The organism is Marichromatium sp. AB32 (genome assembly GCF_003718675.1).
Lineage (GTDB): Bacteria > Pseudomonadota > Gammaproteobacteria > Chromatiales > Chromatiaceae > Marichromatium > Marichromatium gracile.
Genome location: NZ_RHFJ01000014.1, coordinates 1 through 19,525, shown reverse-complemented (window position 1 = coordinate 19,525; position 19,525 = coordinate 1). Strand labels below are relative to the sequence as shown.

The 19,525-nt window shown below is 68.2% G+C and carries 17 protein-coding genes; 2 read left to right on the top strand and 15 right to left on the bottom strand.

Going from position 1 to position 19,525, the window contains the following annotated elements; translation table 11 throughout:
• Window positions 1-136: 136 nt before the first annotated feature.
• The 11 genes from clpX to htpG all read right to left on the bottom strand — a co-directional run bounded on the left by clpX (window position 137) and on the right by htpG (window position 12,491).
• Window positions 137-1,402 carry an ATP-dependent Clp protease ATP-binding subunit ClpX gene (gene clpX / locus EBL85_RS06395; RefSeq protein ID WP_062275383.1) on the bottom strand — a complete coding sequence of 422 codons (1,266 nt, stop codon included), beginning with the start codon at window positions 1,400-1,402 and terminating at the stop codon, window positions 137-139.
• 191 nt (window positions 1,403-1,593) lie between these two features.
• Entirely contained in the window at window positions 1,594-2,238 is a 645-nt protein-coding gene (gene clpP / locus EBL85_RS06390) for an ATP-dependent Clp endopeptidase proteolytic subunit ClpP (protein WP_123141094.1), read from the bottom strand.
• 80 nt (window positions 2,239-2,318) lie between these two features.
• Entirely contained in the window at window positions 2,319-3,617 is a 1,299-nt protein-coding gene (gene tig / locus EBL85_RS06385) for a trigger factor (RefSeq protein WP_123141093.1), read from the bottom strand.
• A 143-nt stretch (window positions 3,618-3,760) separates the two neighbouring features.
• On the bottom strand, window positions 3,761-5,299 hold the full coding sequence (locus EBL85_RS06380; protein ID WP_123142466.1) for an AMP-binding protein: 1,539 nt from the start codon (window positions 5,297-5,299) through the stop codon (window positions 3,761-3,763).
• A 10-nt stretch (window positions 5,300-5,309) separates the two neighbouring features.
• Window positions 5,310-6,695: an oxygen-independent coproporphyrinogen III oxidase gene (gene hemN / locus EBL85_RS06375; protein ID WP_123141091.1), complete on the bottom strand. Its 1,386-nt coding sequence runs from the start codon at window positions 6,693-6,695 to the stop codon at window positions 5,310-5,312.
• A 228-nt stretch (window positions 6,696-6,923) separates the two neighbouring features.
• On the bottom strand, window positions 6,924-7,847 hold the full coding sequence (gene prmB / locus EBL85_RS06370) for a 50S ribosomal protein L3 N(5)-glutamine methyltransferase (RefSeq protein ID WP_123142465.1): 924 nt from the start codon (window positions 7,845-7,847) through the stop codon (window positions 6,924-6,926).
• A gap of 171 nt (window positions 7,848-8,018) precedes the next feature.
• A complete protein-coding gene (locus tag EBL85_RS06365; RefSeq protein WP_123141089.1) occupies window positions 8,019-8,462 on the bottom strand; it encodes an Rrf2 family transcriptional regulator in 444 nt (147 codons plus the stop codon).
• A 156-nt stretch (window positions 8,463-8,618) separates the two neighbouring features.
• Complete coding sequence (locus EBL85_RS06360; protein ID WP_123142481.1) at window positions 8,619-9,131, bottom strand: DUF1249 domain-containing protein; 513 nt, start codon at window positions 9,129-9,131, stop codon at window positions 8,619-8,621.
• A 76-nt stretch (window positions 9,132-9,207) separates the two neighbouring features.
• Complete coding sequence (gene trxA, locus EBL85_RS06355) at window positions 9,208-9,582, bottom strand: thioredoxin (RefSeq protein ID WP_123141088.1); 375 nt, start codon at window positions 9,580-9,582, stop codon at window positions 9,208-9,210.
• A 127-nt stretch (window positions 9,583-9,709) separates the two neighbouring features.
• Window positions 9,710-10,369 carry an adenylate kinase gene (gene adk / locus EBL85_RS06350; RefSeq protein ID WP_062275367.1) on the bottom strand — a complete coding sequence of 220 codons (660 nt, stop codon included), beginning with the start codon at window positions 10,367-10,369 and terminating at the stop codon, window positions 9,710-9,712.
• Window positions 10,370-10,574: 205 nt separating this feature from the next.
• Window positions 10,575-12,491, bottom strand: a complete 1,917-nt coding sequence (gene htpG, locus EBL85_RS06345; protein ID WP_123142464.1) for a molecular chaperone HtpG — start codon at window positions 12,489-12,491, stop codon at window positions 10,575-10,577.
• Between the two features lie 323 nt (window positions 12,492-12,814).
• Between htpG and EBL85_RS06340 the strand changes: the two genes are divergently transcribed.
• A complete protein-coding gene (locus EBL85_RS06340) occupies window positions 12,815-14,449 on the top strand; it encodes an alpha-D-glucose phosphate-specific phosphoglucomutase (RefSeq protein ID WP_123142463.1) in 1,635 nt (544 codons plus the stop codon).
• Window positions 14,450-15,095: 646 nt separating this feature from the next.
• Window positions 15,096-15,578, top strand: coding sequence for a Crp/Fnr family transcriptional regulator (locus EBL85_RS06335; protein WP_123141085.1), 483 nt, complete (start codon window positions 15,096-15,098; stop codon window positions 15,576-15,578).
• Between the two features lie 174 nt (window positions 15,579-15,752).
• Here the strand turns inward: EBL85_RS06335 and EBL85_RS06325 are convergent, their stop codons facing one another.
• The 4 genes from EBL85_RS06325 to EBL85_RS06310 all read right to left on the bottom strand — a co-directional run.
• The gene (locus tag EBL85_RS06325; RefSeq protein ID WP_123142462.1) at window positions 15,753-16,355 is read right to left on the bottom strand and encodes a DoxX family protein; all 603 of its coding nucleotides are present in this window, start codon (window positions 16,353-16,355) and stop codon (window positions 15,753-15,755) included.
• Between the two features lie 14 nt (window positions 16,356-16,369).
• Window positions 16,370-17,386: a GGDEF domain-containing protein gene (locus EBL85_RS06320; protein WP_123142461.1), complete on the bottom strand. Its 1,017-nt coding sequence runs from the start codon at window positions 17,384-17,386 to the stop codon at window positions 16,370-16,372.
• Between the two features lie 3 nt (window positions 17,387-17,389).
• Window positions 17,390-18,169: a PstS family phosphate ABC transporter substrate-binding protein gene (locus tag EBL85_RS06315; RefSeq protein ID WP_165913527.1), complete on the bottom strand. Its 780-nt coding sequence runs from the start codon at window positions 18,167-18,169 to the stop codon at window positions 17,390-17,392.
• Window positions 18,170-18,267: 98 nt separating this feature from the next.
• The coding region (locus tag EBL85_RS06310) for a penicillin-binding transpeptidase domain-containing protein (RefSeq protein ID WP_255419378.1) at window positions 18,268-19,525 on the bottom strand (1,258 nt) is incomplete at its 5' end.

Sequence of the window (19,525 nt, the reverse complement as noted above, 5' to 3'; positions counted from 1 at the left end):
TACGATTGGATGATGGGGAAAGGATCGGGGCGGCCGACGCGCAGTTCAACGCGCCGGCGCGCCTGGATTGGGGGGCGGGCGGACAGTCCAGCGGCGGGTGTCCGTCCGCCTCCTGGGGGTGGGACAGCGCGATCGATCAGTCTCCCGATGCCGCCTGCTTCTCCATCCCGTCGTAGATCAGGAACGGCTTGTTCTCACCGGCGATCACCGAAGCGTCGATGACGACCTTGCTGACATGCTCCATCGAGGGCAGCTCGTACATGGTGTCGAGCAGCACCTGCTCCATGATCGTCCGCAGGCCGCGGGCCCCGGTCTTGCGCTCCATCGCCTTGGTGGCGATCGCGCGCAGCGCGTCCTCACGCAGCTCGATCTCGACGTCCTCCATCTCGAACAGGCGCGCGTACTGACGCACCAGCGAGTGTTTGGGCTCGGTGAGGATGCGCATCAGCGCCGCCTCGTCGAGTTCCTCGAGGGTCGCCATCACCGGCAGTCGACCGACGAACTCGGGGATCAGGCCGTAGCGGATCAGGTCCTCGGGCTCGACGCCGCTGAGCAGCTCGCCGATCATCCGCCCGTCATCCTTGCTGTGGACCTCGGCGGAGAAGCCGATACCGGTCTTGCGCGAACGATTCTGGATGATCTTGTCGAGCCCGGCGAAGGCACCACCGACGATGAACAGGATGTTGGAGGTGTCGACCTGGAGGAATTCCTGCTGCGGATGCTTGCGCCCACCCTGCGGCGGCACCGAGGCGACGGTCCCCTCGATGAGCTTGAGCAGTGCCTGCTGCACGCCCTCGCCCGAGACGTCACGGGTGATCGAGGGGTTGTCCGACTTGCGCGAGATCTTGTCGATCTCGTCGATGTAGACGATGCCGTTCTGCGCCTTGTCGACGTCGTAATCACACTTCTGCAGCAGCTTCTGGATGATGTTCTCGACGTCCTCGCCGACATAACCCGCCTCGGTGAGGGTGGTGGCATCGGCGATGGTGAAGGGGACGTTGAGCAGTCGCGCCAGGGTCTCGGCGAGCAGCGTCTTGCCGGAGCCGGTGGGGCCGATCAGCAGGATGTTGCTCTTGGCGATCTCGATGTCTTCCTTGGCCTCGGCGACCTCGAGACGCTTGTAATGGTTGTAGACGGCGACCGAGAGCACCTTCTTGGCGAACTCCTGGCCGACGACGAACTCATCGAGACGCGCCTTGATCTCACGCGGCTTGGGAAGACTGCTGGCGGCCTCGCCGACGCCCTCTTGCATCTCCTCGCGGATGATGTCGTTACACAGCTCGACGCACTCGTCGCAGATGAACACGGACGGCCCTGCGATGAGCTTGCGGACTTCATGCTGACTCTTGCCACAGAACGAACAGTAGAGCAGCTTGCCTTCGTCGCTCTTGTTTCCACTCATCGGGAATAGCTCTCCGGGGGGTCGGTTGGGGATGGGGATCGGACAATCCCCATCGAGGCGAATTCAATCATAACGGTTTGCGCTTATATGGCAAGAGAGTGAAGAGACGAAGGCTTGGCGGTCGTCACACTCCGGTGACGCCCGACAAGCCCCCTGACTCCGACCGCTTGCGACGTCGCGCGTCGCGCCACTTACTCCTTGCCGGAGGCGGCACCTCGCTCGCTGATGACGCGATCGATCAGCCCATAGGCCTGGGCCGCTTCGCCACCCATGAAGCGGTCGCGCTCGGTGTCCTCGGCGATCTTCTCGACCGACTGACCGGTGTGCTCGGCGAGGATCTGGTTGAGACGCTCGCGGATGTAGAGGATCTCGCGGGCGTGGATATCGATATCGGAGGCCTGCCCCTGGAAGCCGCCGAGCGGCTGATGGATCATCATCCGCGAATGCGGCAGGCAGTAGCGCTTGCCCGCGGCGCCGCCGGCGAGCAGCAGCGCGCCCATGCTCGCCGCCTGACCGATGCACATGGTGCTGACGTCGGGGCGGATGAAACGCATGGTGTCGTAGATCGCCAGGCCCGCGGTGACCGCGCCACCGGGCGAGTTGATATAGAGATGGATATCCTTGTCCGGATTCTCCGACTCCAGGAACAACAGCTGCGCGACCACCAGGTTGGCCATGTGGTCCTCGACCGGGCCGACCAGGAAGATCACGCGCTCCTTCAGCAGGCGCGAATAGATGTCGAACGAGCGCTCGCCGCGGGCGGTCTGCTCGATGACCATCGGCACCAGCCCCAGTGCCTCGGGCCTCCAGTCGGTGCGGCTCTCGATGTTGCTCATGGGATACGCCTTCAACTCTCTGCGGATTGGCTTCTGGAAGGCGTCCGCCGTCACCGGCGGACGCATCGCGTGGGTGTCGATCAGCCCGCGGCGCCCGGGTTGGTCAGCGCCTCGAAGCTGGTTTCCTCGTCCTCGACCGAGACCTGGCCGAGCACCAGGTCGACCACCTGGGACTCGAGCACCGCGGCCTCGAGCGCGGCCATGCGGCCACGCTCGGCCTTGTAGTAGTCGATCACCGCCTGCGGGTTCTCGTAGGTGGCGGCCATCTCGTCGAGCATCGCCTGGACGCGGTCCTGATCGGCCTTGAGCTCGTTTTGCTTGACCAGCTCGCCGATGATCAGACCGAGGGCGACACGGCGACGCGCCGGCTCCTCGAACAGCGCGTCGGGCAACTGCACCTCGCCCTGGGCGCCCACCGAGCGACGCATCTCCTCCTGCATCGAGGCGATCTCGTCGCGCACCAGCGCCTGCGGCACCTCGACCGGATTGGCCTCCATCAGCAGGTCCATCACTGCTTCCTTGGTGCGGGCCTCGAGACGCTGTTTCAACTCGCGCGCCATGTTCTCGCGCACATCGTTCTTGAAGCGCTCGACGTCGCCGTCCTCGATGCCGAAGCGCTTGACGAACTCGCCATCGACCTCGGGCAGGGTCGGCTCGGCGACCTGGCTGACGGTGATCTCGAAGCTCGCCGGCTTGCCGGCCAGCGCCTCGACCTGATACTCCTCGGGGAAGGTCACCTCGACGGTCCGGGTCTCGCCGGCGGCGGCGCCGACCAGACCGTCCTCGAAGCCGGGGATCATCCGCCCGGAGCCGAGCTCGAGCTCGACGTCAGCGGCCGAGCCACCCTCGAAGGCCTCGCCGTCGATGGTGCCGGCGAAGGAGATGGTGAGCTGATCGCCCTGCTCGGCGGCGCGCTCGACCGGGGTCCAGGTCTTGTGCTGGTCGCGCAGCCGCTCGATCAGCGCGTCGAGATCAGTCTCGGCGAGCTCGCAGACCGGACGCTTGAGTGCGCGGCCCTCGAGTGCAGCCAGCTCCACCTCGGGCATCACCTCGAAGGTGGCGACATAGGCGAAACGACCGGCCTCGACGTCGATCTCGGGCTCGACCTCCGGCTGACCGGCCGGACGCAGCGACTCCTGGGTGAGCGCCTCGTAGAAGCTCGCCTGCACCTGCTCGCCGAACACCTCCTCGAGGACCTGGGCGCCGTAACGCTTGCGCACCAGCTTCATCGGCACCTTGCCGGGGCGAAAACCGGGCAGCTTGGCGCTGCGCGCGAGCTGCTGCAGACGCTGATCGACCGCACTGGTGACCTGCTCGGAGGGCAGCTCGACCTTCACACGACGCTCGAGACCCTCGCCCGATTCCACCGAAACTTGCATTGACTCATCTCCTGTCGGCGCCGGGATTCTGACCAGGCCCGCACCTTGCTAAAAAACGCGTGCGGGCAAGACGCCCGCACAATCAAAAGTTGTTCAGTATAACGCGTGGTTTTTCGCGCCACCAAGCACCATCGCACGCGAAATCACCCCGTCACCGGGCCTTCAGTCACGCTTTCATCACTCTCGCGCCGCAACGCGCGCTTGAGGATCTTGCCCGAGGCGTTCTTCGGCAGCGCCGCGTGCAGCACCACCCGGCGTGGCACCTCGTGGCTGCCGAGGCGGTCGCGGCACCAGGCGCGCAGCTCGCCCGGCGTGACCTCGGCGGTGTCGGCGAGCGCCACGTGCGCCACCACCACCTCGCCGTGCCGGGGATCGGGATCGCCGACCACCGCCGCCTCGGCGACCGCCGGGTGGGCGTAGAGCGCCTCCTCGACCACCCGCGGATAGACATTCATGCCGTTGGTGATCACCAGATCCTTGATGCGATCGACCAGATAGACATGACCATCGCCATCGATCCGCGCCAGGTCACCGGTACGGAACCAGTCGCCGTGAAAGCTCTCGCGGGTCGCCTCGGGCAGCCCCAGATAGCCGAGCATCACGTTGGGACCGCGCACGCACAACTCACCGGTCTCGCCACTGGGCAGCACCCGTCCGGCGCGATCGCGCACCGTCAGCTCAACCCCCGGCAGCGCCGGACCGATCGAGCCCGGCTTGCGCGGCCCACTCGGACGATTGACGCTGAACACCGGGCTGCATTCGGTCGCGCCCGCGCCCTCCACCAGGAGGGTCGCAAAGCGCGTCTCGAACGCGCGCATCAACGCCGCCGGCAGCGCCGCACCACCACTGATGCACAGTCGCACCCCGCGCCACTGCTCGGACAGGACCTCGGCATGACGCAACAACACGCCGTACATGCTCGGCACCCCGAGGAACACGGTAGCGCCATGCCGGGCGATCGCTTGGGTGACCAGCCGCGGCTCGAAGCGCGGCACCGGGATCATCGCCAGCCCGTGGAGCAGCGGCGTGAGCATCGCGGTGGTGGCGGCGAAGGAGTGAAACAGCGGCAACACCGCCAGCACGCGGTCGCCGGGCACCAGCTCGAAGCCCTGCCGGGACCCCTCGGCGTTGGCGATCAGGTTGGCGTGACTGAGCATCGCCCCCTTGGGCCGTCCGGTGGTCCCCGAGGTATAGAGCACTGCGGCAACCTCGGTGCCCGGCAGCGGCGACAGCGGCGGATGCGTGATCAGCGTGGCAAAGTCGGCTCGGGCGGCATCCAGCTCGATCCGTCTCGGTGACGCCGCGCTGCGCGCGCTGGCCGCCTCGGCGAGCGCAGCAAAGGCCGGCTGATGGAGCAACAGCGCCGGCCTTGCGTCATCGAGGATATAGGCGATCTCACGATCGCTCTGCAGCAGGTTGACCGGCACCACGGTGGCGCCGGCCTTGAGGATCGCGAGATAGGCGATGACGAACTCACGCCCGTTGGCGCACAGCAGCGCGGCACGGGCATCGGGCTGCAGCCCGGCTGCCGCCAGCGCCCCGGCCATGGCATCGGAGGCGCGATCGAGCCCGGCATAGTCGAGCGCACCGGCCTCGTCGAACAGGGCGGGTGCCCCTTGGTGCGTGGCCGCGCACGCCCGGAACCGGGCGGCAATGTCCGTCAGCTCGATCGCCCCCTCCATGACCGCCGGCTCAGATGACCTTGGAGAAGCCGACCGGGCCGCTCTTGGCCGCGAGATAGGCGTCGAAGGTCATGCAGATGTTGCGCACCAGCAGGCGACCGCGCGGCAGGATGCGGATCCGCTCGGCGTCGAGTTCGACCAGACCGTCCTCGACCATCACCTGCAGCTTGTCGAGCGCGTCGGCGAAGTAGGTCTTGAAGTCGATCCCCCAGGCGGCCTCGACGGCGGGGATGTCGAGCACGAAGTTGCAGATCAAGCGGGTGATGACGTCGCGACGGATGATGTCGTCACGAGTCAGCTCGATACCACGGAACACCGGCAGACGGCCGGCATCGATGGCGGCATAGTACTCGTCGAGCTCGCGCTGGTTCTGGCCGTAGGTGTTGTCGACCTTGCCGATCGAGGTCACGCCGATACCGATCAGGTCGCAGTCGGCGTGGGTCGAGTAGCCCTGGAAGTTGCGATACAGGGTACCGGCCTGCTGGGCGATGGCCAGCTCGTCGTCGGGACGGGCGAAGTGGTCCATGCCGATGTAGACATAGCCGGCGTCGGTCAGACGCTGGATGGTCGCCTGGAGGATGTCGAGCTTGACCTCGGCGGTCGGCAGGTCCTCGTCGCGGATGCGCCGCTGCGGCTTGAAGCGGGTGGGCAGGTGCGCGTAGTTGAAGATCGACAGACGCTGCGGGTTGACCGCGATCACCCGCTCGAGGGTGTTCATGAAGGTCTCGACCGACTGGAACGGCAGGCCGTAGATCAGGTCCAGGCTGATCGAGCGGAAGCCCTCGGCGCGCGCCGCCTCGAGCACCGCCATGGTCTCGGCCTCGCTCTGCACGCGGTTGACCGCCTTCTGCACCCGCTCGTCGAAGTCCTGCACGCCGAGACTCATGCGGTTGAAGCCGATGCGACGCAGCAACGCGATGGTGTTGGCGTCGGCCTCGCGCGGATCGATCTCGATCGAGTACTCACCGACCTCGTCGTCGGCGAGCTTGAAGTGACGACGGGTGGTCTCCATCAACTCGACCATCTGCTGGTCGTTGAGGAAGGTCGGGGTGCCACCGCCCCAGTGCAGCTGCTCGACCACGCGGGAGTCGTCGAACAGCGCCCCCTGCATCTCCAGTTCGCGATAGACACGGTCGAGATAGGGCGCGACCCGCGAGCGGTCCTTGGTCACGACCTTGTTGCAGGCACAGTAGAAGCAGACCGTGTCGCAGAACGGGATGTGGAAATAGATCGACAGCGGGCGGCCACTCTCGTTGCTGCGCGCGCAAGTGGCGCGGTAGGCCGCCTCATCGAAGGACGTATCGAACTCGACCGCGGTCGGATACGAGGTGTAGCGCGGACCGCTCTGGTCGTAGCGACGGATCAGCTCAATATCGAAGGAAACGCCTTGTTCCACCTAATCAACCCTCCAGCCGCACGGCGCCATGCATCCGGCCCGGTACGGCATTCTTCGTAACGCCCGTTCAGGCATCATCCCCGCCCACCGAGGCCCACCGGGGCGCGTCGATCTGCACGAGCAGGGTATGGAATGGAATCTCTTCCAGGAATCGGCCCGACGCCTCACTGCGCGACCACGAGCACCCGGCAGCGCGCCGGCACCGGGTTCGCGCGAGCGGCGTCGGTCTCATGCGGCGGCCGCCGCCGCGATCTCGGCGCGATGCGCCAGCAGTTGCTCGCGCGTCAACACTAGCACGCCCTCTCCACCGCGCTCGAACTCCAGCCAGGTGAAGGGCACCTCGGGGAGGCGCTGCTCGAGCGCGAAGGCCGAGTTGCCGACCTCGAGGACCAGCACACCCTCGGGCTCGAGGTGGTGCGGGGCGCGCTCGAGGATGCGCAGCGCCAGCGCCAACCCCTCGTCGGCGGCGACCAGCCCGAGCTCGGGTTCACGCAGGAACTCCTCGGGCAGGGTGTCGTACTCGTCGCGCGGCACATAGGGGGGGTTGGAGACGATTACGTCGTAGCGGATGTCGTCGAGCGCGGCGAAGAGATCGGATTCGATCGCCCGCACCCGTTGATCGAGTCCGTAGCGCTCGATGTTCGCGCGCGCCACGGTCAGCGCCGCCGGCGAGAGATCGACCAGATCGACCTCGGCATCGGGCAGATGCAGCGCGGCGGCGATACCGATACAGCCACTGCCGGTACAGAGATCGAGCACCCGCTCGACCCGCGCCGGGTCGACCCAGGGATCGAAACCGACCTCGAGCAGCTCGGCGATCGGCGAGCGCGGCACCAACACGTTGCTGTCGACGATGAACTCGAACCCGGAGAACCAGGCGCGACCGGTGAGATAGGCCACCGGCACCCGCTCGCGGACGCGGCGCTCGATCAGTGCGGCAACGCGCTCGCGCTCGGCGAGGGTGAGTCGGCAGGAATGGAAGGCGGCGGGCAGGGAGTGATCCAGGTCGAGCGCGCCGAGCACCAGTTCGGCGGCCTCGTCGAGAGCGTTATCGGTCCCGTGACCGAAGAACAGGCCGGCGGCCTTGAAGCGACTCGCGCCCCAGCGCACGAAGTCCTGGATGGTGATCAATCCGTCGGGTTGTGCTGACATCGCGGCTCAAGCATGGTCCGGTACATGGACTGGCGCCCGGACTCGTCCGCCACGCCAGGAAACAAGCCGCGAAGGATACCATCCTTGGCTCCCGCTGTTCAGTCGGTCGTCCACCGATACCGGGGCGCCCCCGCACCCGACCGGGGACGGGCGGCCGAACGACCGAGGACATCAGGCCGCCCGGCGCTTGCCCTCGGCGGCCAGCACCTCGTCCTGACCACGCTCGACCAGATCCTGCAGCGAGATGTCGCTGAGGAACTGGAAGATCTGGTCACTGAGCTGGTCCCACAGATGATGGGTGAGACAGCGCTGGCCGTCGCGACAGTTCTCGCGTCCACCACAGCGGGTGAACTCGACCCACTCGTCGACGGCGCAGATGATGTTGGCGATCGAGATCTCCTCGGCCGGCTTGCCGAGATAATAGCCGCCACCCGGTCCGCGCACGCCACGCACCAGCTGCTTGGCACGCAACGCCGCGAACAGCTGCTCGAGATAGGACAGCGAGATACCCTGGTTCGCCGAGATATCGGCCAGGGTGACCGGCCCCTTGCCCGCGTGGAGCGCCAGATCGAGCATGGCGGTCACCGCATATCTGCCCTTGGTAGAAAGTCTCATCGTCGAATGCCTGTATAAGGTATTGATTGACAAGGAGACCGAGTAGGACCCGATCACCCGACCCTCCTACTAAATTAGTCAAGCAAAGGTCTATTTCAATACGTGCACTACGGTCGATGACGACGGGCGGGTAGAGCGGGGAGGTGCGCGGGGCGTTCAGAGACAGGTCGGCAGCCGACGCCCGGAGGCTGTCGCCCCGGAGCCGGAGATGGCCGGCTGGGCGGCGAGGAAGCAGTGGCCCTGCCCCAGACAGTAGTCCAGCCACTTGGCGAGGAAGAGGTTGGCGCGCCACTTGTGCGCGAGCGTCGGCGGTGCATAGCCGTTGCGCATCGACCACAGCGACTGCTCGAGCTCGAGCACCTCGAGCTGGCGGGCGTCGTGATAGGCGCGCAGGCGCGCATCCGGATCGCTGCGCACCCCGCCCTCCCCCGCCGGGAACAGGTGAGTCAGGCGCAGCAGGGTCATGTAACGGGTCTGCGACTCGACCTCGAGCACCAGGTCGACCCCGGAGGCGTGAGGCGACAGCCGCCGGCCCTCGAGCTGGCTCAGGTCCGGCGCCAGCCGCGCCAACCGGGCGAAGTTCTCCTCGCACAGCGCCAGCAGCGCACCCACGCTCGGGCGCGCGACCAGTGGCAGGGCGTCGGCCCAGGGATCGCTGGAGACTTGCATCATTGCGTCCGATAAAAACGCCGACGCCGGGCTCGAGGCCCGGCGCCGAGACGTCGACTGGTTACGCCGCGAGCGTTCAGCCGTTCTGCGCGGTCTGCTGCTCGGCGACCTGGCGCTTGACCTCTTCCATATCGAGCTCGGCGGCCTTGGAGAGCAGCTCGCGGAAGGAGCGCTCGGGCAGCGCGCCGGGCTGGGAGAAGATGATGACCTGCTCGCGGAAGATCATCAGCGTGGGGATCGAGCGGATCTGGAAGTGTGCCGCCAGCTCCTGCTGCGCCTCGGTGTTGATCTTGGCGAAGACGATGTCCTCGTGATCCTCGGAGACCTTCTCGAAGGTCGGGGCGAAGGAGCGGCAGGGACCGCACCAGGGCGCCCAGAAATCGACGACGACGAAATCGTTGTCCTTGATGGTCTGTTCGAAGTTGTTGCTGTCGAGCTCCAAGACGGCCATGCGAATATCCTACTAGATAGCTAAAGATTGTCGGGCATATTAACAGAATCGCCATCCACTCGCAGATTCCGCAACCCGCCCGGGGCGCCGGTCCCTGTCACCGGGGACAGACGACCGGCGACGACTGTCAGAGTGCCCCGAGGCCCTCGAGGATACGGTCGCGGATCTCCTCGACCGACCCGATACCGTGCACCTTGAGGTACTTGGGCGCGCCCTCGCCACCGGCCTCGGCCCAGGTGGAGTAGTAGCCGATCAGCGGCTCGGTCTGCTCATGATAGACCGCCAGACGCGCCTTGACCGTCTCCTCGCGATCGTCGTCGCGCTGGATCAGCGCCTCGCCGGTGACGTCGTCCTTGCCTTCCTCGCGCGGCGGATTGAACACCACGTGATAGCTGCGCCCCGAGGCCGGGTGCACCCGCCGCCCGGACATCCGCTTGACGATCTCGGCGTCGGGGACGTCGATCTCGACCACCGCGTCGACGAAGATGCCGCTCTCCTTGAGCGCGTCGGCCTGGGCGATGGTGCGCGGGAAGCCGTCGAACAGGAAGCCGCCCTGACAGTCCTCGGCGTCGATGCGCGCCTTGACCATGCCGATGATGATGTCATCGGACACCAGCCCGCCCTCGTCCATGATCTTCTTCGCCGCCTTGCCGAGCTCGGTGCCCTGCTTGACGTGGGCCCGGAGCATGTCGCCGGTGGAGATCTGGGGGATCTTGAAGTGTTCCTTGATGAAGCCGGCCTGGGTCCCTTTTCCGGCACCCGGGCCGCCGAGCAGGATGATGCGCATGACGCTCCTCATTGTGGTTGCGATTGAAAAACATTGATCTTGAGTGTGCCACAGCCGGATCGGGCAGGACCACAGCCGGCTCGGCGCCGCCATCGCGAATGCGCGCGCGGCGCGGCACGGATCGATCAGGGGATGCGCGCGGCGTGCGCGCGGCAAACTGAGCAGGACGACCACCGCACCGGCGGCACGGTGGTCGCGTGGGGGATCAGCCGCCGCTGACCATCATGTTGAGCATCAGCTTGTTGAGCCGACCGACGAAGGCGGCCGGGTCCTCGAGCTGACCGCCCTCGGCGAGCTGGGCCTGATCGAACAGCACCATCGCCAGCTCGGCGAAGCGCTCGTCGTCGGTCTCGGCCTCGAGACGCTTGAGCAGCGGATGCTCGAGGTTGACCTCGAGCGTGGGCTTGGTCTCGGGGGCCTCCTGGCCGACCGATTTCAGCACCCGCGCGAGGTTGGCGCTCATGTCGTGCTCGCCGACCACCAGACAGGCCGGGGAGTCGACCAGGCGGGTGCTCGCGCGCACCGTCTCGACCTGTTCGCCGAGCGTCTGCTTCATCTGCTCGAGCAGCGAGCCGTGCTCCTCCTCGGCCTTCTCCTTGGCGGCCTGATCCTCGGCGTCGGCAAGCTCGCCGAGATCGAGATCGCCCTTGGTCACCGACTGCAGCGTCTTGCCCTTGTACTCGGTGAGATGGCTCACCAGCCACTCGTCGACCCGATCGGAGAGCAGCAGCACCTCCACGCCCTTCTTGCGGAAGACCTCGAGATGCGGGCTGTGACGCGCCGCGGCGGGGCTGTCGGCGGTGATGAAGTAGATCTTCTCCTGCCCCTCCTGCATCCGCTCGATATAGCCATCGAGCGACTCACGCTGGGCATCGCCCTCGCTCGCGGTGGTGGCAAAGCGCAGCAGCCCGGCGATGCGCTCCTTGTTGGCGAAGTCCTCCGCCGGCCCCTCCTTGAGCACCCGGCCGAACTCGTCCCAGAAGGCGCCATAGTTCTCCGGCTCGTCGCGCGCCATCGCCTCGAGCACGCCGAGCACGCGCTTGGTGTTGGCCTGACGGATGGTGTCGATCTTGCGATTGTGCTGGAGGATCTCGCGCGAGACGTTCAGCGGCAGGTCATCGGCGTCGACCACGCCCTTGACGAAGCGCAGATAGTGCGGGGTGAGCTTGTCGACCTCGTCCATGATGAAGACACGGCGCACATAGAGCTTGACGCCGTGCTTCTGCTCGCGGTCCCACATGTCGAAGGGCGCGCGCTTGGGCACGAACAGCAGCGAGGTGTACTCGTTGGTCCCCTCGACGCGGTTGTGCGAATAGGCCAGCGGCGCCTCGAAGTCGTGGGCGACGTGCTTGTAGAAGTCGTGATACTCCTCCTCGGAGATCTCCGACTTGTTGCGCATCCACAGCGCGGTGCCGCGATTGACCTGCTCGTACTCGGGGGTCTCGGGCTGCTCCTCGCCCTCCTCGCCGTAGTGCTCCTTGCGCATCTCCACCGGCAGCGCGACGTGATCGGAGAACTTGGCGATGATCGCGCGCAGCCGCCAGCTGTCGAGGAACTCCTTCTCGTCCTCCTTGAGGTGGAGGATGACGTCGGTACCGCGGCCGGCCTTCTCCACCGTCTCCAGGGTATAGCTGCCGCGCCCGTCGGACTCCCAGCACACCCCGTGCTCGGGGCCGAGCCCGGCGCGGCGCGAGATCAGGGTGACGCGATCGGCGACGATATAGGCCGAGTAGAACCCGACGCCGAACTGACCGATCAGGTTGCTGTCCCTGGTCTGGTCACCGGAGAGGTTCTCGAGAAAGCGGCGGGTGCCCGAGCTGGCGATGCTGCCGATGGTCTCGGTGACCTCCTGACGGCTCAGACCGATGCCGTTGTCGGAGACGGTCAGGGTACCGGCCTCGCGGTCGACCTCGATGCGGATGCGCAGCTGCGGGTCGCCCTCGTACAGACCGTCGTCACTCAGCGCCTCGAAGCGCAGCTTCTCGGCGGCGTCGGAGGCATTGGAGACCAACTCGCGCAGGAAGATCTCCTTGTTCGAGTAGAGTGAGCGGATCACCAGGTCGAGCACCTGACTGACCTCTGCCTTGAACTCCAGGGTTTCCTTGTGCGCTTCTACTGTCATGCTTGTCGTGTACCTTGAGGAATGAAGATCGTTTGCGAACCAGGGGTTCGAGTCACCCGGCAGGGCTCAGACCGAACCATACCGGTATTGTCGCACGGCGACGGGGGGATACAATGCCTCGACGGCGGAGCCCCGGCGATGGCCGCCCCGAACGGGAGGCGTCACCCGGCCGGCGCGCCCCACAGGGACCGTGCCCTCGCACCGCAGCGGGTCGCCCCGCCACCGCATCCCCTCGCCATGGGAGACGTGCACGGATCGGCACGCGCAGCACGCGGCCCGGCCAATCGAGCACCGCCTCTCCCCCACCAGTCAAGGGTCTGAAGATGGAACCGCAAATCATCGCCACCACCCCCTTCGAAGGTCAACGCCCCGGCACCTCGGGGCTGCGCAAGAAGGTCCGGGTGTTCCAGCAACCGCACTATCTCGAGAACTTCGTCCAGGCGATCTTCGACACCCGCCCCGAGCTCGCCGGCGGGACCCTGGTGGTCGGTGGCGACGGGCGCTACTACAACCGCGAGGCGGTCCAGACCATCCTGCGCATGGCCGCGGCCAACGGCGTCGCCCGGGTGCTGGTCGGGCGCGGCGGGCTGCTGTCGACCCCGGCGGCCTCATGCATCGTGCGCAAGCACCACGCCGAGGGCGCGATCGTGCTCTCGGCCAGCCACAACCCCGGCGGGCCGGACGCCGACTTCGGCATCAAGTTCAATGCCGCCAACGGCGGCCCGGCGCCGGAATCGATGACCAGTGCCATCCACGCCCGCACCCAGGAGATCGAGCGCTATCTCACCCTCGACAGCGCCGCCGTCGACCTCGATCGGATCGCCACCCTGACCCTCGGCGCGACCCGCATCGAGGTCATCGACCCGGTCGCCGACTATGCCGAGCTGATGGCCTCGCTGTTCGACTTCGACGCCATCGCCGGACTGTTCGCCTCGGGCGGGTTCCGCATGCGTTTCGACGCGATGCACGCGATCACCGGTCCCTACGCCCTCGAGATCCTCGAGAACCGGCTCGGCGCCGAGGCCGGCACCGTCCTCAACGCCGAGGCCCTGCCCGACTTCGGCGGCGGCCACCCCGACCCCAACCTGACCCATGCCGCGGCCCTGGTGGCGATGACTCGCGGCGTCGACGGACTCGACTTCGCCGCCGCCTCCGATGGCGACGGCGACCGCAACATGATCCTCGGGCGCGACTGCTTCGTCACCCCCAGCGACAGCCTCGCGATCCTTGCCGCCAACGCCCATCTCACCCCCGGCTACCGCCAGGGCATCCGCGGCGTGGCCCGCTCGATGCCCACCAGCCAGGCCGCCGACCGGGTCGCCGAGGCGCTCGGCGTCGAGCACTTCGAGACCCCCACCGGCTGGAAGTTCTTCGGCAACCTGCTCGATGCCGGGCGCATCACCCTGTGCGGCGAGGAGAGCTTCGGCACCGGTTCGGATCACCTGCGCGAGAAGGACGGGCTGTGGGCGGTGCTGTTCTGGCTCAACCTGCTCGCCGCGCGCCGCCAGTCGGTCGCCGAGATCGTCACCGAGCACTGGCGGCGCTTCGGGCGCGACTACTACACCCGTCACGACTACGAAGGGGTCGCGTCGGAAGGCGCCGAGGGGCTGATGGCCGCGCTGCGCGAGCAGCTCCCCACCCTGCCCGGCCAGCAGCTCGGCGCGCGCCGTGTGGCACAGGCCGACGACTTCGCCTACACCGACCCGATCGACGGGGGGCGCGCCGAGCACCAGGGCATCCGTATCCGCTTCGAGGACGGCGCACGCATCGTCTACCGCCTCTCCGGCACCGGCACCGAAGGGGCGACGCTGCGCGTCTATATCGAGCGCTTCGAGCCCGACCCGGCCCGCCACCAGCTCGACCCCCAGGAGGCGCTCGGCGAGTTGATCGCAACCGCCCGCGAACTCGCCGGGATCGAGCCGCGCACCGGCCGGGCGGCACCAGACGTCATCACCTGAACGGCGTTCGGCCAGCGCTGCGCTACCGTCCCGGATCAGCCATCGGCTCGGCGTCGAGGTCGAGCCCGCGATCGACCGTCTCGGCACGGTCTGGGACGACTACCGCGCGGCGCTCTTCGCCGCGCCCGGCGGCGACCTCGCGGCCCGCCGGAGATCGCAGCGATCCCCACCGAGACAGCGGCCGACTGCGCGCCCCCATCCTCGAGCCCTTGGTCGGCGGCAAGCCACAGGGCACCGGGCCGGGGCCGGGGCTGACGATCGTCGCGCGGCGGCTCAAGCAGCACGGCGCCCGACTCCCCGCCCCCCACGGCTCCCGCATGCGCCAGACCTTTCCTGCACTCGCACACTGCGCCACCGCCACCTCAACTCCAGCGCCGACAGCGACTTGCCGCAACCGTGCACAGCGGCCACAGTTGCAGCCGCACACCTCAAACCAGTAGGATTCAGCACAGATTTCCCCATCTTGGACAAGGGCCTGCGACGGCCCGGACTGCGCCGCCCACCGCGCATAGCACCCGTTTCCCGAGACGCCTGTACGCGCCCTGCGGATGACCGGAGCGCAGCGACGACCGTGGCGCCGGGGACCAAAAGACAGGGGGCGGTCGAGTGGCCTCCCCACGCATCCACAGCACGCGGAGCTATTGCAATGAGCCAATTCGACAAGATCCAGGCGCTCAACCAGTCGATCCTGGGCGCCGAACTCGACGACGCCGAGTGTGCCGTCCTCGCCGACCGCATGGGCGAGGTCGCACTCACCGACGGCGAGACCCTGGTGACCGAGGGCGAGGCCCGCCAGACCCTGTTCCTGCTCGGCGCGGGCAAGATCGACGTCATCCGTAATCAGGGCGGCAGCGACGTCCACCTCCACCGTATGCGCGCCGGCGAGTGCGCCGGCACCCGCGCCTTCGTCGATGGCTCGGACCGCAAGGCTGCGCTGCGCGCCGTCGGCGACGCCCGGGTGCTGACCCTGGAGCCGATCGACTTCGAGTCGCTGCTCGACGACCACCCGCGCATCGTCTACAAGGTGATGCGCGCGATCTTCCGCATCACCCACGCCAACCTGATGCGGATGAACCAGGAGAGCGCCGAGCTCAAGAACTACCTGGTCCGCGCCCCGGGGCGCTACTGAGCGACGTCTCCCGCCCGGACAGACGCAGGCCGTACGTGAGGATCTTGCGATCGAGCGCCGGGCGCGAGATGCCGAGGATCTGGCAGCTGCGCGCCTTGTAGCCGCCGGTGTGATCGAGCGGCCACCCCGCACCTGCTCGACCGCAGCGAGGCTGCGCCGCGCCGCCCAACCGCGTCAGCCCGTCATACGCAGCCAGCGCCCGATCCAGTGATCGAGACTCACCCAGCGCCCGGCACCACAGAAGAAGAGCGCCAGCAGCATCACGAAATAGGTCGCGGCGAACTCGATCCCGTTGTTGAGCATCACCAGGCTGCCGTACTCGGTCAGCCAGCTGTAGTCGCCGTGCGCACGCAGGATCTCCTTGGCCTCGGCCAGACGCTCGACCGCGATCAGGGTGCGCTCGGTGGCAAACAGCGAGCCACCACCCTCGGCGATCGCCAGCCAGCCGTTGTGCCAGTGCACGGTGAGCGCGGCGACCGCCATGGTGACCATCAGCGGTAGCGCCACCCAGCGCACCCCGAGCCCCACCACCAGCAACACCGCCCCCAGGGTCTCGGTCCCGGCGGCGAGCACCACCATCAACTCCGGCGCCGGCAGACCCAGCCCCCACTCGGGGTTGCCGAACCAGGCCACGGTGTCGTCGAAATTCGCGAACTTCCTGGTCCCGGCCATCCACAATACCGGCGCCAGGTAGAGTCGCAGCGCCAGCGGCGCAAGGAAGTCCAGCCACCGGGTCATATCCAGCAGTCCTTGCAGACGTCTCGCCAGAGACCACATCGCTCACCCCTCCGTTATCGAGTGCTCGCCCCCTCGAACCAACGGTTGCGCCCGGCGCGCTTGGCGCGATACATCGCCGCATCGGCGCAGCTCACGCAGTGCTGCAGCTCCTCCCCGGGTGAGCAGGCACACACCCCCAGACTGATGGTGATCGGCTGCGCCAGCCCGAAGTCATGCTCGGCGACCAGTCGGCGCAGCTTCTCGACCAGGGCGCGCGCCATCGCCAGATCGGTGTGGGTGGAGAGGATCAGGAACTCCTCCCCGCCCCAGCGCACCAGGTAATCGCTGGCGCGGACGTGCCGCGACACCAGCCCGGAGAGCTGGCGCAACACCCGGTCGCCGCAGTCGTGTCCGTGCTGGTCGTTGACCCGCTTGAAATGATCGATATCGAAGATGACGATCGACAGCCGCAGATGATGACGGCGCGCCCGTGCCGACTCGCGTTCGAACAGCGACTCGACCACGTGACGATTGAGCAGGCCGGTGAGCGGATCGTGCTCGGCCAGATAGCGGATGTCGCACTCGGCCCGACGCAACCGCGCCAGCGGATAGCGACACAACAGCGCCGCCCCCGTGCCGCCGATCACCACCAGTACCAGCGCCAGCAGCAGCGAGTCGCGCAGCAGGGGGCGCAGCGAGGCCGAAGTCTCCAGCGCCCCGACCGGCCGACCGGCATCGAGCAGCCACTGGCGCTGTATCAACAGCGGCGCCGGCAACGGCGCACCGATCTCGACCACGGCCTCGCCACCCTCGGCGTACACCACCTGACGGACCGCGACCCCGCGCACCTCGTCGCGCAGCAGCCCACCGATACGCCCGTCCTCGTAGACCCAGAACTCGGGATCCCGTGCGATCACCTGACGCATCAGCTGCTCGGCGGTGAGCACCGAGAGGGTGGCCAGGTTACCGTCGAGATAGCGGCGCTGGACGTCGAAATGGATGACAGGCACGGCCAGCGCCGTCACCACCACCAGCGTCAACACCACCAGACGCAGCAGGTCGGCGAGACTGCGGTCATCCCCGGGAGGCACGGATCAGCCCCCTGGACGCGGTGGTACCAGCGCCCCATTGGCCTCGACCACCGCCCGACCTGCGACCGAGAAGACGAAGTCGACAAAGCGGCGCACCCGCTCGTCCGGGGCCGTGGCAAGCACCAGGGTGAACTCGGCGACCAGCGGATAACGACCGGCGGCGAGTGCCTCCAGGGTCGGCGCCCGCCCGCCGAGATGCAGTACCCGCAACGACAGCGACTCGGCGACCCACTGCATGCGGGTGAGATAGCCGAAGCTCCCGGGCACCCGGCGCAGCACCGCAGCGTTATCCTGCGCCGTCAGCGTCACCACCAGATCGGGACGGGCGAAGGCGCGGTCGAGCGCCGCGTCGAGTCGCGGATCGAGTCCGCGCAACAGCATGGTCTCGGTATCGTACTCGGCGCGCAGCACCGGACGACAAGGAGTGCCGTCCGGCCAGGTGACGCGCTCGCCGCGATAGATCGCGACCAGCTGCGCGACATCCAGCGAGTCGGCGCCGACCCCGGGATGGGCGGCGAGGATCAGCGGTGTGCGGGCGAAAACCAGGACCTCACCGACCCGCCGACGCTCGACGGCACTCAGCGCACGCCCGGCCAGGGCGATGTCGAGACGGCCGTCGGCGAGTGCCCGCACCCCGCCGCCGGTACCCAGGCTCGGCAGCACCCGGGGCGACTCGCCACAGCACGCGCCATAGCGCTCGGCCAACGCCTCGGCGACCCCGAGCGCACCGCCGGTGCCACCGATACGCAAGGGCTCGGCCTCGCCGGTCAGTGACCAGATCATCGCCAAGATACCGAGCCATCGCCACACGTCGACCTCCCCGAAAAGACCGCACTGCCCGTTGCGAGTATAGACAGCCACGACAGCGCCACCGCGCCCGGTCATTCCAGCCACACCCGCACCCGGTCGCTCTCGCCCCGGGCGTCGACCACCGCAAGATCGACATAACCCGGCTCGCGCGGCCACCAGTCCAGGGTTCGGGCGACGGGCGCACGCCCGATCGGCACCCCGTCGGCGAACCACTGGAAGGGCGCCCGCCCCTCGTGCACCCGCAGCCGCAACAGCGCCGCCGCGCCGTCTCCATCGAGCCCGAGCGCGACCCGCGACCCGGCCGGCGGATAGGCGATGCGCGGCCCCGCGCGCGGCACCCCGGCGAGCGTCAGCGCCGGTGCCGGCGCGCGCGCCGGGGGCGGCTCGGGCAACGGCGAGCCCGGCCCCAAGCGGGCGAAGACATCGCGCAGCAGCGGCGCCGCCGCGCCGGCGCCGGTCAACCCGGGGACCGGCGCGCCATCGGCGCGACCGACCCAGACCCCGACCAGATGACGCCCGTCGTAGCCGAGCGCCCAGGCGTCGCGATGGCCGTAGGAGGTCCCGGTCTTGTGGGCGATGCCCCGCCCCGGCGCGGTGCCCACCGGCGGCGCGGCGGCGAGGATGGCACCGACCCGGCGCGCCGCCCCCGCCGCAACCAGCGGAGTGCCCGGGGACGTGGCCGGCGCCGCCCCGCGCCGGTGGTACAGCGCCAGCGGCCGACCGTCGTTGGCGAGCGCACCATAGAGCGCGAACAGCTCCTCGAGCGAGAGCCCCACCCCGCCGAGCGCGAGCGCCAGCCCCGGGCGCGCGCCGGACGGCAGGCGCGGCGCGACCCCGGCACGACGCAGCCGCCCGAGCAGGCGCTGCGGCCCGAGCGCCTCGAGCAGGGTGACGGCCGGCACGTTGAGCGAGCGCTGCAGCGCCTGCGCCACCGCCACCCGGCCCTGATAGTCACGATCGAGGTTGCGCGGCGCATAGCCGTGGAAATCACGCGCGCGATCCTCGATCCAGCCGGCCGGGTCGGCGACCCCGGCCTCGAAGGCCAGGGCATAGATCAGCGGCTTGAGGGTCGAGCCCGGCGAGCGCACGGCCCGGGTCATGTCGACCCAGCCACGCCGCCCCTGGTCGAAGGGCGCGGCGGCGCCGACGTGGGCGAGCAAGGTACCGGCGCGATGATCGGCGACCAGCAGCGCCACCGAGACCCGGGGACCGAGCCCCCGGGCACGCGCCAGCGCCAACGGCTCGAGCCGTGCCTGCAGCGCACCGTCGAGGGTCAGCTGGTGGTGCACGCGCGCGGGCTCGGCGCGGTGCAGCCGCGCGGCCAGGTGC